General features: G+C 47.8%; 12 protein-coding genes. 7 read left to right on the forward strand and 5 right to left on the reverse strand.

What is annotated here, in order from left to right:
- Positions 1-199: 199 nt before the first annotated feature.
- Together LACZS1_RS00655 and LACZS1_RS00660 are read right to left on the reverse strand one after the other, a co-directional pair.
- The gene (locus LACZS1_RS00655; RefSeq protein ID WP_049171836.1) at positions 200-1,777 is read right to left on the reverse strand and encodes a glycoside hydrolase family 30 protein; all 1,578 of its coding nucleotides are present in this window, start codon (positions 1,775-1,777) and stop codon (positions 200-202) included.
- 50 nt (positions 1,778-1,827) lie between these two features.
- Positions 1,828-3,123 carry an MFS transporter gene (locus LACZS1_RS00660; protein ID WP_070650961.1) on the reverse strand — a complete coding sequence of 432 codons (1,296 nt, stop codon included), beginning with the start codon at positions 3,121-3,123 and terminating at the stop codon, positions 1,828-1,830.
- Between the two features lie 978 nt (positions 3,124-4,101).
- On the opposite strand from LACZS1_RS00660, the gene LACZS1_RS00665 reads away from it, so the two are divergent.
- Complete coding sequence (locus LACZS1_RS00665; protein WP_070650959.1) at positions 4,102-4,287, forward strand: hypothetical protein; 186 nt, start codon at positions 4,102-4,104, stop codon at positions 4,285-4,287.
- A 509-nt stretch (positions 4,288-4,796) separates the two neighbouring features.
- Here the strand turns inward: LACZS1_RS00665 and LACZS1_RS00670 are convergent.
- Complete coding sequence (locus LACZS1_RS00670) at positions 4,797-5,567, reverse strand: GntR family transcriptional regulator (protein ID WP_093997691.1); 771 nt, start codon at positions 5,565-5,567, stop codon at positions 4,797-4,799.
- 673 nt (positions 5,568-6,240) lie between these two features.
- Between LACZS1_RS00670 and LACZS1_RS00675 the strand changes: the two genes are divergently transcribed.
- From LACZS1_RS00675 to LACZS1_RS00700, 6 genes are all read left to right on the forward strand, one after another.
- Positions 6,241-7,266: a zinc-binding alcohol dehydrogenase family protein gene (locus tag LACZS1_RS00675; RefSeq protein ID WP_070650954.1), complete on the forward strand. Its 1,026-nt coding sequence runs from the start codon at positions 6,241-6,243 to the stop codon at positions 7,264-7,266.
- Between the two features lie 39 nt (positions 7,267-7,305).
- Positions 7,306-8,748 (forward strand): MFS transporter, encoded by a 1,443-nt coding sequence (locus tag LACZS1_RS00680; protein ID WP_093997690.1) that lies wholly within the window; start codon positions 7,306-7,308, stop codon positions 8,746-8,748.
- A 221-nt stretch (positions 8,749-8,969) separates the two neighbouring features.
- A complete protein-coding gene (locus LACZS1_RS00685; RefSeq protein WP_010490168.1) occupies positions 8,970-9,662 on the forward strand; it encodes a GntR family transcriptional regulator in 693 nt (230 codons plus the stop codon).
- 67 nt (positions 9,663-9,729) lie between these two features.
- The gene (locus tag LACZS1_RS00690; RefSeq protein ID WP_010490166.1) at positions 9,730-10,749 is read left to right on the forward strand and encodes a sugar kinase; all 1,020 of its coding nucleotides are present in this window, start codon (positions 9,730-9,732) and stop codon (positions 10,747-10,749) included.
- 29 nt (positions 10,750-10,778) lie between these two features.
- Positions 10,779-13,298 carry a glycoside hydrolase family 30 protein gene (locus tag LACZS1_RS00695; RefSeq protein ID WP_070650953.1) on the forward strand — a complete coding sequence of 840 codons (2,520 nt, stop codon included), beginning with the start codon at positions 10,779-10,781 and terminating at the stop codon, positions 13,296-13,298.
- A 51-nt stretch (positions 13,299-13,349) separates the two neighbouring features.
- Positions 13,350-14,276: a glycoside hydrolase family 43 protein gene (locus LACZS1_RS00700; protein ID WP_083311586.1), complete on the forward strand. Its 927-nt coding sequence runs from the start codon at positions 13,350-13,352 to the stop codon at positions 14,274-14,276.
- A 217-nt stretch (positions 14,277-14,493) separates the two neighbouring features.
- Here the strand turns inward: LACZS1_RS00700 and LACZS1_RS00705 are convergent, their stop codons facing one another.
- Both LACZS1_RS00705 and LACZS1_RS00710 read right to left on the reverse strand, forming a co-directional pair.
- Positions 14,494-15,876 carry an MFS transporter gene (locus tag LACZS1_RS00705; protein ID WP_070650949.1) on the reverse strand — a complete coding sequence of 461 codons (1,383 nt, stop codon included), beginning with the start codon at positions 15,874-15,876 and terminating at the stop codon, positions 14,494-14,496.
- Between the two features lie 129 nt (positions 15,877-16,005).
- On the reverse strand, positions 16,006-16,338 hold the full coding sequence (locus tag LACZS1_RS00710) for a hypothetical protein (protein ID WP_070650947.1): 333 nt from the start codon (positions 16,336-16,338) through the stop codon (positions 16,006-16,008).
- Positions 16,339-16,451 lie beyond the last annotated feature (113 nt).

The raw sequence follows: 16,451 nt of genomic DNA on the forward strand, positions 1-16,451 counted from the left end.
CGAGGTGGCTGACTTTTGCGTTCTATAACGCGTTTGCCAGCCCAGAAACCTGCGTGTAAGGACCTTGGTCATAATGGCCAAAGCCCGGCCATAACGCCCAAGGCCACTTACACTCCGGTTTCTAACCGGGCTGGCTCACGCTCAGCAAAAAAACACCGCCATGCAGTGATCTGCGTGACGGTGTTTCGCTTCGACTAACTTATTTCTTGTTTGCGTTGACGCCTTTACCCGGAGCCCAGTCGTCCATGAGGTTGGCTGGGTATGGGTTGAGTTTGAAGGCTTCGTCTTCGCGCGGCTTGCTTTCGTTGACCGGTCCGAAGGCTTTGTGCAGGGTTACAGTGCCCCATGCCGGAACGGTGACGTGTTGCCAAGCGTAGGCGCCGTCACGGTTAATGGTGACTTCGGCATCCAGTGGTTTGCCTGACGGGTTGTAGATATGTGCGGCAATGGAGCCATCCGGTGCCAGGAATGCAACGGAGCCGAGGCCGCCGGTGTAGCCGTCTTGGGTGTAGTTGGTAGAGCCGATGACGATGGAGCCTGGTGCGACATCCTGGTTAAAGTTGCGTAGCATGTAATATTCGAGGTTACGCTGCACTTTACCGGTTTTATGATCAATGGTGACAACGCCACGCCGACCGGTTGCGCCAACCTGATTAGGCAGGCCGCGTTCGTCCAAAGCGATGTTCCAAAGGTCGATCATGTTGAGCCCTTGGCGCACGAGCCAGTTGCCGATGAGTCCCATCATAATATGGGAAGCATCTTCCGGCGTTTCTTCGATCATGCAGCGCCGTTCGGTCATAGCTAAGTGCCAGTTAGGATTCAAGCGGCTGCCTTTAAACAGGTTGGTGTACGGGCCGTCATAGGTATGGAAGGCAAAACCATCAAATGCTGCAGCTTCATCAGGCGTGATGAGTTCACTAAGCGGCTTGTCGATAACGTCCAACACATTCAGACTGCCATCCCAGAAGTACATCTTGGTATCCGGGAATGTTTTATCCAACGCTGGCCGTAAGTACTTGTAACCGAATTGGGCCAATTGTGGAATGGTCCAGATCATGGCTGGCCAAGCCGGTGCGTTGGATGGTTCATTTTGAATGCTCAAAGCATAAATCGGAATGCCATACTTGCGATATTCTTCGAGGTAACGAACGAAGTACTGTGCGTAGACACCTTCAAAAGTATCCTTAACCGCATACCCGTTGTTGGTGTATTCACCGAACCGCAAGTGACCGCCCATGTTGAGCTGACCGGTACTCTTCATCCATGCCGGTGCTGACCACGGGGAAGCCATAATTTTAACAGCCGGATTGATGGCGAGAATTTCCTGGAGAACCGGAATCAGGTACTTCAAGTCTTTGGTCGCATCAGGGGCACCCGGTTCGCCTTCACCAACCGAGAACTTTGCTAAGGAAGCATCGTGTTCACCGAATGGCACATCATCATAGGTGTAAAAAGGCTGGCTCGCAGGTTCGCAGGAACCCAGTGGCACCCGAATTGTGGAAAAATGACCTTCCTCCGGATCAAAGAGTTCGTGTAACAACGCACTGCGCTGTTCCTTGCTTTGCTTCCAGATTAAAGAGGCAGCAGCATCGGTGATCGCAGCGCCGGCACCGATCCATTCCTGATGTTGGTCAGCCGGATCGATGACAATTTTAGCACCGTTGCCAGGTTGGGCAGTCGGTTGCGGCGTTGGCAGATGGTCACGTTTTTGGCTTAAATCGCCTGCAGTAGCAGTCCAGAATTCGGTTGGGTATAAGCCAGAATCTTTTGTGGTCATGTTAATAAACATCCTTTCTTGCGTCTATCGCTAACAATAACTTCTATTCATTACCGAACACGTTTGATGGCGGCAATCAGAATCCCACCAAGGATTTCCATGGCAACCGCGAACATGAAGACGGCCTGATAACCGAAACCTTCAACAATCGCGGAAGCAACCATGGCGCCAAGCATCTGGCCTAAGGTGTTGGCCAAGTTGATCAAGCCAAGGTCCTTGCCGGCAGTATCGGAAGATGGCAGAACATCCATGTTCAACGCACCATCGACTGAGTTGTACAAGCCATTACCAAATGCAGCGATAACAGCGTAAGCAAACATTGCCCAAGCTTCTTTGACAAACAGTGGGAACAAAGCAGCAATTGCCAGCGCGAACGTTGCGATCACAACTGGGCCTTTAACCCGCTTCATTTTATCAGCAAGTGGACCGCCGACTAAAGCAAAGAAGACACCGATGAACAGCATGATGGACGAGAAGATTGAAATGGAACTGCCGGCCTCTTTGGTGCTCTGACCAATGTAGTCGGTAAAGATGAATAGCAGGAAAGTGGTAACAATCGTTGAACCAACAACCATCAGGAATTTACCGGATAATGCCAGGTAGAAATCACGCGCATCATGCGTCGGGAAGAAGAAGTACTTCTTGAGGGATTCCTTATCGAGTTTGATCTTCGGTTCGTCTAGGTTGCTCTTTTCATTAATTAACAGAACGTGGATGACCGCCAAGATAACGGTGGTTGCTGCCATGACGTAAATACCGAATTTAACATTGCCAAGGAACTGGGCAGCTAAAAGTGCGAAGCCTTGTTGCGCAATGGTAAAACCGACACCGTAGAAGGTCGATACAGTACCACGCCATTTAGGTGCCACACGATCCGATATTTGCGGATAAATCGCGGCCGCAATGGCATTTTCAGCCGCCGCAGCAATAATCCAAATGAAGATGATCGCGGTAATCGAGGTTAAGTTAGCAATAACGACTAACGAAATCGCGATGGCTAAAGTACCAAGAACAATGTAAGGTTTCCGTTTCCCGAAACGCGTCCGGGTGACATCGGAGAAGGCTCCGAAGAGCAAGTTAGCAATCGCACCGGTAATGGATGCAACCGTTGCCAAAATGCCGACCGCCCAAACCTTATGTGCGGCATCAATCTGACTGAACAGCTGTGGAATTAAAACACTTCGGGTCGAACCAATTGGCCCATACCAGCAAAGCGGTGCTAGGAACATCGCAGTCGCAACACCGAATGGTAATTTTGGCTGCTGCGAATCTTGAACCTTCGCATTAGTGACAACCCCAACCGTCGTCTTAACGGCTTTAGGGTCTTTATCAAGTTTATCTGCCATTTTTTTCACTCCCATGAAATTAAATAATTGGCTTAGATCGTTGAATCCTATGAATCAAAAAACATAATGGCGTCATGCTTATACCGTCTGCCGTGCATCCCTTCTTTCTTTATATGTTATGTGGTCGTTGGCTGCCTCGGTGTTTTACAGAATAAGGGGTTTGTGAGGAAACTTACGATCGTGTGGGGAGATACCTGCCAGAATATCAATTCGCCAAAGATGTTGGCCTTGATAAGCTCAGATCATTTATCGTTTTGCTGTATAAATGCCGGACTGAAGGCAATGACCAGCGAATTGATATATTAGTATATCCTTACAAATGTCGTGTTAGCGCTTACTAAAAGCGCTGTCAACCTTTTACTAAAATATTAATATGTAAGAGCTTGAGAAACCTGGTGTGACAAGGAAAAAAGCCCTAAAAATTACGTGTGGAAACTTGGAAATTTTTGGGGGATGAGTAATTTGAAAATCAGCAACAGCATATTTGTTCAAAAAAAGACAAATTGATTTTCGTATTTCTGCAAGGGAAGCCACATAGACGCGAACGATGCGCGATAAAATTAGCAAGGACATTGTCTATCATGGAAATGATGATTTCTACAATATCGAACCATGATAATTGAATTTAGTTCGCAGATCATCGCCTTATTTTTTTATTATTTATAGTTCATTTTAAACCATTGAAATTTATTTTTGTTTAACTAGTTGACACATAAGATAATAATAGATACTATAGTGATATGGAAAGCGCTTCCTAAAGTCTGTATATCGTCGCTCACACAATGTTCAATGGTAAAGTAACGGTCTTAAGCGATACGGAGTTATCAACTATTTCCGGTGGAGATAATTACTATGATTACAAAGCCGCTGGAGAACAGGCGTATCAAATCGGTCGAGCTGTGGGGAAAGTTATTCAATTTTCACCCTTTGTAAAAGTGGTCAAGTGGTTTAAAAAGCACTAAAATGGAGGATTCAAATATGAAAGCAAACATCGCGAGAATGACTCAGGATCAACTGGCAAGCATATCTGGTGGCAGAAAAATTGTTGGTTATGTATACCAGAGCGGCTTAGGCCAAGTGCCGATTTATGACACTGACGCTAAGCTCATGGGAGTTATGTATCCCAAATTTTTTAGGGGCATCTTTGAAGAAATCTTTGGCTAAAGCAAGTTGATGAACACCCATCCTTATAAATGTCTGTTCCAAAGAGAAAGGGGTTCATATAATAAGTGAAATATTATCTTGGATGGTCAATCGTTTTAGGAATCCTGATCATTTTCAGAGATCGTCAAGGTGTTCGTCGATTTATAGAGTTGGCGCTAGCGAAAAGCTTCAGAGGATTTATCACTAGAATCATGATCCTGCTTATTAACTTAGGCTTCTCTCTCTTAACAACTCGACAAGTAGATTTGGTAATAGTTGCTTCTGTTTCAGTTGTTACCATATGTATCATCTTGATCGATAGTTACCACACTTTTTGGGAACGGCCATGACAAGTACAGCAGAACTTTCTGCTAGCGTATCAAAGAAAAACGATGGAACATGCCAGCACAGCCTTACAGCGGTTGTCGGCATGATTCACCGTTTTTTGTTTGCTACTTTGCTATTAAGTCATGACTGAAGGTATAAAACAGCGTCTCAGCATCCCCATTTCACAACTGTACAGAATGGCACTACTCTTTGCGACCACGTTCAAGCTCAAAATTATAGAAGCTTTCTTTAACTGGCGCGATCTTAATGTCTTCATCCGCAGTCCAGTTGGAGAAATATTTAGGGTACTTACGGTGGATTGCTGACATGTCCTCAGCGAACTTAGAGATATGAAGGTACACGTTATGAGCAGCTTCGTCAGCATTGCCGTTTTCGATGGCGTTCAGGATTTTAAAATGTTCCTCCAGTGTCGAATCGATTCGCAATTCCGATAGCACCTTCAAGTGACGAATGCGATCCTGATCCGCAGCTATGTACGCCAAGGCCTGCTCGATGTAGTTCATTGCGGCCGCATCGTAAATAAGATGATGGAACCGGTTGTCTAGATCAAACGCCCGAATGTAGTTCTTGTGGTCCAATTCTTGCCGCTGATTGTAAATCGTCTGGTTTAAGGAAAAAACGATCTCCGAACGATCCGGCAGACGGCAAACGTTTCGGACAGCCGCCTGTTCTAAAAGATTGCGCAAGTAAAACGACTCGTAAACCTTGTCGAAGTTGATCAAAGAAACGTATGAACCGCGTTGCGGGAAAACGTTCACTAAGCCATTTTCAGCAAGGCGCGAGCAGGCTCTTTGGATCGGCGTACGACTGATACCCAGTTCTTTTGATAACTCGATGGGGCTGATACTCGCTCCTGGCGGCAATTCGATAGCAACGATTTTACTAAAAAGGGTCTGATACGCGTAGTCGTTTGCAAAAATGCGATGTTCATTTGAGTTGTTTGGTAAATCCATTTTGATCACGTCCTGAAGGTTGAAAGTTTAGGGAGGTTAAAATTCTGCAAAACGCTTTTGGCGCCGGAGCTAGCCTGAACGCACCTATTTAAAATTGTACAACTTAGTCTGATTTTGTAAGGTGTTTTGATTCGATCTCGTCGAGAAAATTTTACGAATGTTCGGAAATCTTTGTTGAATATAAACGGACTCGTCCAGCTAAAACACAAGGAATATTTTAACAGGGCGAAAGTCACTACAATGCCCTTTATGCCATGTTACAACAAAACAATCAGCAAATGGGAAAATGGAGAACACAAGTAAAAGTACCGTTAAAATAATCATTTCACAATGTTAGCTGTATCCCTTATGTCTAGTGCGTTGGTTCATTAATCGAATCAAGAATACCACATAAGAGTTGTTGTGTAGGCGTTCAGTTTAGTAAAAATGCATAGTGAACGGTTATCGGAATTGAAAGTTAATTATATTTGACAGCGCTTACCCTTGGTGCTATGTTTTCCCTGTCACAATACTGGCATGCTAGTTCATTAGTATCCCAGAAGTCGGAGATGTGTTGAAGCTGAAAAGGAGGTGCCATGAATAGCAGGAAATCGAAGGGTTTTATCAACAAAGAAACGATGGAAATATCAAAACTATTGGTGCAAAAAAATTTTGAAAGAATGGAGTCTTTAACATGTTAGCAGCACGAGTTTACGGTAAAGAAGATATTCGCGTCGAAGAGGTCCCTAAGCCGTCAATCAAGTCTTCGAAGGATGTTTTGATTAAGGTAAAGGCAGTTGGTATTTGTGGCAGTGACAATCACATTTACCATGGGGAAAATCCATTTGCGACGTTGCCGCGGGTGATGGGACACGAATTTGTCGGCGAGGTTGTTGAAACTGGGGAGGCTGTGGTCAGCGTTGCGGTAGGCGATCACGCGGTCATCGAACCGATCAATTATCCTGAAGGCGGCAAAGATTACGCTGTTCGTCAGGGAATGCCCAATGTTTCAGCACAGTTGAAGGTTTTAGGTGTTCACGTTGATGGCGGCATGCAGGAATACATTAGCGTGCCAGAGCGCCAGGTATATAAAATTGACAAGAACATTCCTTGGACAACTGCTGTGCTCGCCGAACCTTACACCATCGCCGGCAACTCAACAACGCGAGGCCAGGTTGGCTTAGGAAAGACGCTGGTTGTTCAAGGAGCGGGTACGATCGGCCAGCTAATCTTGCGGGTGGCCAAGGCAAAAGGCGCAACAGTGTTAATCAGTGATGTCATTGATTCGAAGCTTGAATTTGCCAAGCAAAATGGTGCCGACAGAATTGTGAATGCCAACAAAGAAGATTTAGTGGACGCCGTTCGTGACTGGACGAACGGTGAAATGGCCAATGTCGTCATCGATGCAGTTGGCGCACCTAAGACCTTTGAAACCTGCTTTGATTTAGTTTCGGTTGCCGGAGCGATTGTGCCATTGGGTATGTCCCCGGAACCTGCGCATATTGCTCAAAAACCGATCATGCAAAAACAACTGACCATTTACGGTTCAAGATTACAGGCCTATCAGTTTGCTCCAGTTATCAAAGCCATTGAGAATGGGCAAATTGGCAATGATGGCGTTGTGACCCAAGAATTCAACATCAAGGACGTCCAAAAAGCTTTTGACCTCATGAATCAACACCCAGAGAAAGCGCGAAAAATCATTTTGACCTTTGATTGAGTAGATAACTTTTTGACCTTATGAAAGTAGGTTTTAACAATGGAAAAAAAGCGTGATTTCGAAGTCGATACAAAGGAATTAGTCAAAGTGACGGCAAGCGGCTGGATGGGAACGGCCATGGAGTTCATGGATTTTCAGCTTTATTCACTAGCTGCGGCAATTGTCTTTAGCGATATCTTTTTCCCCGAGATGACGCCTGCCATGGGTTTGGTCATGGCGATGGGGACTTATGGTGCGGGGTATGTTGCGCGGTTGTTAGGCGCGTATATTTTTGGCCGAATGGGTGACAAAATCGGTCGGCGAACGGTTCTTTTCGTGACAATTATGCTCATGGGGCTGGCTTCTACCGCAATTGGGTTTTTACCAACGTATCAACAAGTGGGGATTTTAGCGCCTATTGGGTTGGTTATTTTACGAATCGTGCAAGGCTTTGGCGCGGGTGCGGAAATTTCTGGAGCCGGCGTGATGGTGGCCGAGTTTGCCAAGAAGAGCAATCGTGGTTTAGTCGGTAGTTTTGTTTGCCTGGGTACATCGACTGGTACCTTATTGGCCAACCTGATCTGGACCATCATCTTAACGAAATTAGATCAGAAGAGCTTAATGGCATGGGGCTGGCGAATTCCGTTTTATGCTTCGTTTGTCATCATGATTGTGGCGGTTCTGATCCGAATCTTCATTAAGGAAAGTCCGGTTATGGCGGAGAAAAAGAAGCTATTAACCGAACAACGCCAAAAAGAATTAGAGAATCAGAAAGCAAATGGTGATGTCCCGACAGTCCAGAAGAAACATTTCAAACTTAGTAAGAGTTTGTTGGTTGCGCTAGGATTGCGGTTTGGTCAGGCTGGGAACAGTGGTATTATGCAGACATACTTGGCTGGGTTTATGGTCACTTTTCTCAGTATTCAAAAAACGGTTACGACAAATGCCAATATTATTGCTTCCTTAATTTCCTTTGTGACCATTCCCATTGTGGGTTGGCTGGGTGACAAAATTGGTCGCCGGCGGATGTATTTGATCTTGTCCGGTGCGATGGCACTCTATGCAATTCCGATGCTCTTAATGATTGAAACGAAGAATACGGTGCTTCTGACACTTGCCATGGTGATTGGCTTGAATGTCGGGGTTCAGGGGATTTTTGCTTTGGAAAATGTCATGCTACCAGAATTGTTTGGCTCCAAAAATCGGATGACTTTGATGGCTTTAGCAAAAGAAATTGCCGGAGTCATTGCAACTGGCTTTGGTCCCCTCATTGCTGCAAGTTTAGTTTCTGCGGCTATTGGCAGTTGGTGGCCGGTTGCCATTATGATCGTTGTCTTTTCCTTGTTCACTTTTGTAAGCGCTTATCTTTCTGTTGATACTAACGGGCGCGACTTGAATGACTTAGACGATGCGATGGACGATATTTCGCTTAAGTCTGAGAATTTGCACAACCGGGCAACCTCGGAACTTGTCGATGCCCACACAGGGGTTAAGAAACATTGATTCATAAATAAACATGACAAACCCTAAAAAATTAGGTTAAATGAAGTTAAGCCATTGACATTCGCGTAACTGATATATTAGTATGGCCTCATAGGGCATGACAGCGCTTACGCATTTTTTAAAAGTTAAAGTACTTAGTTTCTGAAGCAACATCTTTTTAGAATGGCTGGGGATGTTATACAATCAAGTAACAAAGTGAAAAAGAAGGAAGGGTGACGCCCATGCAAATTTCGAATTATCAAGATGAGGCGTACAATGCCATCAAACAGATGATTCTCAGCATGCAGCTGACCCCCGGGGAAAAAGTCGACAAGAATGACTTGAGCGCACAACTCAAAATCGGTGCGACCCCGATCCGGGAGGCCATTATCCGCTTGCGACGTGAAGGGCTATTTGATGTCATTCCGCAGAGCGGTACTTATGTATCAAAGATTAATCTGGAAGAAATGTACCAAGGCCGATTCGCCCGGGTCAATTTGGAAAGAACGATTGTGGCAGATGCCGTCAATATTATGACGCCGGAACAGATTGCCAAGTTAGAACAGCAAGTTGCACTGCAAGGCGTTTATGAAAACTCACGCGATTATGAGCATTTCTTTGATCTCGACCATGATTTTCACGAGATCTTCTATATGGCAGATCATAAACAATATGTCTGGACGTGGGTGCAGCAGATGAATCTGCAATTCAATCGCTATCGGTATTTGCGTTTAGAAGCGAGCGGCTTGCAGTGGCACAACATCGTGACAGAGCATCAGGCGATTGTCGATGCCGTCAAAGCCAAGGATGCTGAACTCGCGAGTCATTTAGTTGCTGATCACTTGTTGGCGATTGATGATGACGTCAAAACCGTTCTGAACGCTTATCCGGATTATTTTGAAGGACAAGCGACCCCGAATCACCAGCCTAACTAGTTCTATCTCATAACGAACATTGCCTTCTGTAAGCGCGATCGTGCCCTCACGAAAGGAAGGCTTACAGATGACAAAAGTATTAACATTCGGCGAGATGATGCTGCGACTAAAACCGTATGATCATCAACGCATTCTTCAAGCGTCCGGTTTCGAGGCCAATTATGGCGGCTCCGAGGCTAATGTGGCGGTTTCTTTGGCATTGCTTGGCGATCAGGCACAGTATGTTACCAAGCTGCCGGATAACGCATTAGGCGACACGGCGCGCAACACCATTCGCGGGCTCGGTGTCGATACGCACAAAATTCTACGGGGCGGACCGCGCTTGGGGATCTATTTCTTTGAAAAAGGGGCCAGTGTGCGCAATACGAATGTCGTGTACGATCGTGCCGGTAGTTCCTTTGCGACCGCTGAAGCTGACGAATTTGATTGGGCCAGTCTGCTTAAAGACGTGGCCTATTTTTATTTCTCCGGGATCACGCCGGCTATCAGTCCAGCCATGAAAACGGCGATTGAATCAGCGGTGAAGTATTGCGCTGCCCACGATATTACCGTTGTTTGTGACATGAATTATCGGGGCAAAATGTGGACACCAGCTGAAGCACAAGACTTCTTTGGCAAGGTGATGCCGTATATCACGATTGTTTTGGCGAATGACGAAGATTTTGAAGCAACGCTGGGAATCAAGGCATTTGATGGCAATATGGAAACCGGGATTGATCAGATTGATAGTTTCAAAGCCGGCATGTTGCAGGTCATGAAGCAATGGCCGAACGTCAAAACCGTTGCCAGTGTTGTCCGCAATATTCATTCGGTTGAAGATAGCTGGTGGACCGGCTTGCTGGCCGAAAATGGCAAGACTTACCAAGGACCGACTTTCCATATGCATGTCATGGAAGGGGTTGCGTCCGGTGATGCTTTTGGTGCGGGCCTGATGCATGCCACGCTGCATGACTTCGATCCGCAAGCCAAAATCAACTATGCGATTTCTGCCAGTGTTCTCAAACTGACCATTAGCGGTGATCTGAACTTGATTACCGATGCTGACGTGCGCGCCGTCATGGCGACCGGCAGCGGGGTTGATCGTTAGGACAGGGAACAGGAAGCGAGGAAGCGCGAATGCATACTTTAACCATTGATGGTGACCAGCTGCAGCTGGATCAAAATGAAGCGAATACGATCAAAGGATTCGGACTCTTAAGCTGCAACAATACGTCCCGCCTGTTAATGGACTATAAATGGGAGCAACCACAAGTTTATCAGCAGGTTTTACAACATTTATTTGGCGGCGAGCACCCGTTGATGCGCATGTTGAAGGTGGAGCTTGGCAGTGACTCGAATACCTCTTGCGGGACGGAACCGGCACCGCAACGCGCAGCTGACGAACCGGCCAATGTCGCCCGCGGTATGGGGTTCCAGTTAATTGCTGACGCTAAAAAGATTCAGCCGGATTTGAAGACCTGCATGTTGCGGTGGGCAGAGCCCGGATTTTTGCGGCCAACCTGGCAACAAGTGAAGTCCGATGATCCTGATCAGAAGGTGCCAAGCGCGTCTTTTGAGGGGATGTATCAATATTACAAGCAAACCGTGATCGCGGCATGGCAGACTTATGGTTATGTGTTTGATTATATCGATCCGGATCGTAACGAGACCAAGCACCCGATGTACCGGTATCTCAAATGGTTTGCGCACCGCCTGCAAAATGATCAGGATGGTTTTCCTGAAGGCTTTCCATTGGCGGATTACCATGCGATTAAGCTGATTACCTCCGACCAGAATTACGGTACCGACATGGGGACAGAATTGCTTAAAGATCCCGAGTTACAGGCCGTGATTCCGGCGGTTGGCTACCATTACAATACCGATGACGGGCCAGATCATCCCTTTACCCAAATTGCTGATCAGCTTCACAAGGAAGTCTGGTATAGCGAAGGCGTGGCTCCGGTCACATTTGGCACATTGCGGGTGCAGGACACGACTGGCATCGGCATTGGTGGGTTTATCAGTGCCTTGGACATTGCGAATCGGTTGGTTAAAAGCTACGCGCGGTCCCGGCGCAGTTTGTACATTTTCCAGCCAGCGATTGGCGGCCTGTATCCCGGCGCGAAGTATCCAGGCAAGCAACTGCTGGAAATGGATACGCCGTGGTCCGGTTACTTCCAGCAAGATACGGTCGGATTGGCAGTGATGCATCATTTTACCGATTTTGCCTTGACCGGCTGGCGTGATCAGACTGCCAACAAGAATTGGCGGTACGTGCCGAGTGCGACTGTGAGTGAGGTGGCTGGGACCGAGAATCTGAGTCAAGCCTTTGGTGCCGCTAGCGCCATGACCCTCGTGGCACCTGATCGCGCGGACTACACGGTTATTTTGGTCAATGATACGAATGCTTCTCAGAACTATCAGGTGAGTGTGAAGGATCTGCCGGCCGCCAGCAAACCATTGCATGTTTGGCAGACTTGGGCTGATGAAAATGGCAAGATCCACGACCGCGAACAGGTGGCAACTCTGACGCCAAAAGACGGGGTTGTAACGGTCACGATCGCACCTCGGGCCATTGTCAGTGCAACCACGGCGGACTTTCAGCCGCAAGCGCAGTTGCCGAGTCCGGTTGTGAGTCGGGATCAGCCACTGCAACAGGATCCTGAAAAACATGTGTTGTTCCATGATGACTATACGTATGCGGACATGCCAGAAGATTATCTCAAACGGCGTGGTGGCACACCGCGGTATACAACCGACATGGACGGTGCTTTTGAAGTGGTGGAACATGGCGGGAAGCCAGTGCTCCAGCAACAGATCACCGAGCAGTCACGGGCCTTGGCCTGGGAAACGCAAACTGACCCGAATTTCACGGTTGGCGATATTCGCTGGCTAAACTATGCGGCGGCGTTGACGTTCACATTTGATACCACGACCCAACAAAATACGGTAAGTGCCAATTATGTCGGCTTAGGTGTCCGCAGTGTGGATGACTTTGAAGGTAGCTTGTTCTCCGCACCATATGCCGCCACGATCACTGTTGGTGGTAAGCTGCGGTTTTACGTGCGCGGTGCCTTGCAGAACACCTTGGACGTACCGGTTTTTGATGCCACTGTCAGTCACGAATTGGTGGTGCAGGCAACGGATCGGCACATTACCGTGCAAGTTGATGGCGAAACGTATGTTACTTATGATGATCCAAGCAACCAGCCGGGATTAGCTGGGCAGGTGAAAGTCGGCACCGGTTATTTCAAGACCGTGATTCACAGTCTGACAGTGACAAGTACGTCGGCGACCGCGGTTTTGGGACATCGACGTGATGATCTGGATGTCAGCTTAGCGTTTAGTGACGAGCACTGGGCACGCATTGCAGCCCGGTTCCCGCACGCCTGGGAACGGTCGCAATCGACCGGCGAGCAAGGTGCCACACTTGATTTTGATACTGATGGGACGGGTTTTGCCCTCTTTGGTACCCAAGAGCAACCAAGTCGCCTGCGGATCACGGTAGATGGCCGTACTCAAGAAGTCGTACCGCTGACAGCATTGGCCAAACAGCCTAATACGATGGTGACGGACTTAGCAGCCGGGCAACATCACGTCACCGTGACAGTTATTGATGGCAGCTATACCTTTGACGGCGTGGCCCCGATCTTGTAAGCGGCAGAAGTTGCGACCTCTGGCAGTATGTTTCAAAGGAAGGTGAGTCAGGTGACCCAGGTGACCCAGCCAGCTTATGGCTATTTAATGAGCTATTTTACGGGTGAACAGTACCAAAATGGCGAGCAAATTTACTTTGCGCTCAGTCGGGATGGCCTGCATTTTAAGGCGTTGCATGACAATAAGCCGGTCGTCACCAATCAACTCGGGACACATGGCGCCCGCGATCCGTTTCTGTTTCAGACGCAAACCGGCGATTACGTGTTGCTGGCAACGGATCTGCGGATGTATGGACACACAGAACCAGGTGCCTGGACCCGCGCCGAGGTTGATGGCAGTGATCAACTGCTCGTCTGGCATTCCAAGGATTTAGTCACTTGGGATCAAGGAAAAACCGTGACGTTAGGACCCCATTTTGGCTGTGTCTGGGCGCCGGAAGCCATCTTTGATCCTGATCACGGGGATGACCGGCTGTTTTGGTCGGCGACGGATACCACGGAGAATCCAAAAAGATTGCGCATCTATTCAGCCCACACCAAAGATTTTCAGCATTTTACAACGCCGGAAGTTTATCTTAACGATGCGACTTATGATGTGATTGATCTCGATGTGGTTGCGGCGGATGACGGATTTTATCGATTCTGGAAACTGAATCAGCGCGGGCAGGTCGTGATGGATCGCGTGGCGCATTTGGATGATGCTGCTGGTCATCCGATTGAGTCGACTTATCTGACCAGCATGCAACGTGTGGAAGGGCCGCAAGTCTACCAGTTGCCGGATGGTCAGTGGTGTTTGTTGTTGGATCAAGTTAACCATGACGTCCGGGCGTATGTACCGGCACTAACCGATGATCTTGCCAGCGGTCAATTCACGCAGCCATCTGCGGGAACCTATCAGTTGCCAGACCGGCCGCGCCACGGCTCGGTACTGCCGATTGATCAGGCGGCTTATGCGCGGTTGATTAAACGTTGGCAGTAAAAATGATTGAGTGAGTAAGAAAAACGATCTAGGGTCATGTGCGAGTCACCATGACAATGAAATAGCCGTATCCCGGTTTGGGGGTACGGCTATTTTTCAGGTGGACTGTTCATTTCAGAGATAACCTGGATTTTTGATCGACGCTGTAGTTTGACTGTTCGTGCTTCTGTTTCCTGACTTCATCTTGATTCGGGAATGATATTTTGACAGGGTAACATTATGCGGCTTGTTGACGCCTGTAGCCCAACCGCCACTGGATAACGAAGGTTAATGCCGCCAATCCAGCCAGCAGGAAGAAGTCAATTTGGCTGCCAGTCGCTTCGGCACCAGTGGGGGCGAGGCGTTGTTGTAGCGTGATAATGGCTGACAGGCTGGCGGTGCCTAGTGAGCCGGCGTATTGCTGCAAGGTGTTGAACAGAGAGTTGATGTCGGCTTTTGCTGGGCCGCCTACCATAGTGCTGGCATCGGACATGGTATTGCCGAAGCCGAGATTGAAGCCCACCCGAAAAATTAGATAGAACCCGACGATCAACGCCATGCCTAATTGATGCGTGAACAGACCAAGCAGCATGGCACCGACAACCATCGCTGCATCACTGATCAACAATAACCGATGGGCACCGAAGCGATCATACAAGGCGCCGCCAATTGGTGAAACTGCCGCGCCGAGCAGGGAACCGGGTAATAATAGTAGCCCGGCGACAGAGGCATTGGTGTGCAGGACATTTTCGGCAAAGATCGGGATGACAAAAGCAATGCCAATGTTGCCGAATTGCAGAATGAAGAAATTAATGGCGCGAGCACGGATACCGGCGTGTTTGAGTAATGAAAAATTGAGTAAAGGTGTCGAGGTGTGACTTAAATGAACACTCATACCAATGATAGCAATGACTAATGCGGCGGCATAGATCCAGAAAGCAACGGTGATGCCAGCTGCCGTGAATTGATCGAGCAGTTCAATGAGCGAAAACAAGCCTATCGCCAACAGCAAGAAGCCCATGAAGTCGAAGCGTTCGTCCGTGGCGTGCGCTTTGACGCGAATAGTGGCTTCACCCATGGACCAGACTAATAAAATGACAGGCAATACCAGCCAAAAGATCATCCGCCATGATGCATAGTAGGTTAACAAACCGCCATATGTTGGCCCTAACGCTGGTGCCAGTGACGTGACAACGCTGGCCATGCCGACATAAAGGCCGAGATGTGCTTGTGGGATTAAGGTCAGAATCAGGTGGAACATCAACGGTGTCGAGACCCCAGTTGCCAGTGCCTGTAATAGTCGTCCGGCAAAAAGGATCGGAAAATTCGGTGCCCAGATACACAGCACCGTTCCGGCCAATGCGCATAAGACGGCGCCACGAAACAGGGACCGCGTGTTAAAGCGGCGTAATAAAAAAGCGGTGGTGCTCATGACCAACGTGACCATCAATAGGTAGCCAGAAGTGAGCCACTGCACCGTGGATAAGGACACATGTAACGTTTTAATCAATGTCGGAAAAGTGACATTCATTGACGTTTCAACCAGAATGCCAACAAATGTCAGTAGTCCGGCTGACAAAATAGCGAGCTGCGTGCGATGCGAAACCGGTGAAGTCGTCATGTGCGTGCCTTCGTTTCTATAATTTAGTCTGAACCAGATTCAGGCCACTGCTGACGATAGCAGATTCCTCAACGAGACGCAAACGCAAACGCTTTCATGTGGAAGAGATTACACACTGTTAGCAGCATGTTAGCCGATAAAGGCCACGAATACAATTAAGGCCGTCACCACGACAAAGATGAGATACCAGATCAATCGCCCTACTGGATGATTAGGATTAATACCCAGGCCGACACCAAATGCTTTTGGAACGAATAGCGGCCTTTTTTTATCGGTAGTGTTAGGTTGATACTGACGGTAACTTAAGATCGACAGAATCAGAACAAGAATGAGCGGAGTGGTCTTTGCAAGCTTGGTTCCGGTATGTAACGCCCATAAAACCGAAATTAGAAAAAGGATAAAAGTGCAAAGCACAGCTGAAGCGAGCAGCTTGCCTGATTTGTTGTTTTCAGATGAACGCATATTTCATGACCTACCTTATGTAAAAACTTCTAGATACCTGCAGTGGTTGAGGTGTATATGATGTTTGTCATTAGCTTAGCTCGTCACGCGAGTAAACAGTAGAGCTTATTTTC

Source organism: Lacticaseibacillus zeae subsp. silagei (assembly GCF_030770335.1).
Classification (GTDB): domain Bacteria; phylum Bacillota; class Bacilli; order Lactobacillales; family Lactobacillaceae; genus Lacticaseibacillus; species Lacticaseibacillus zeae.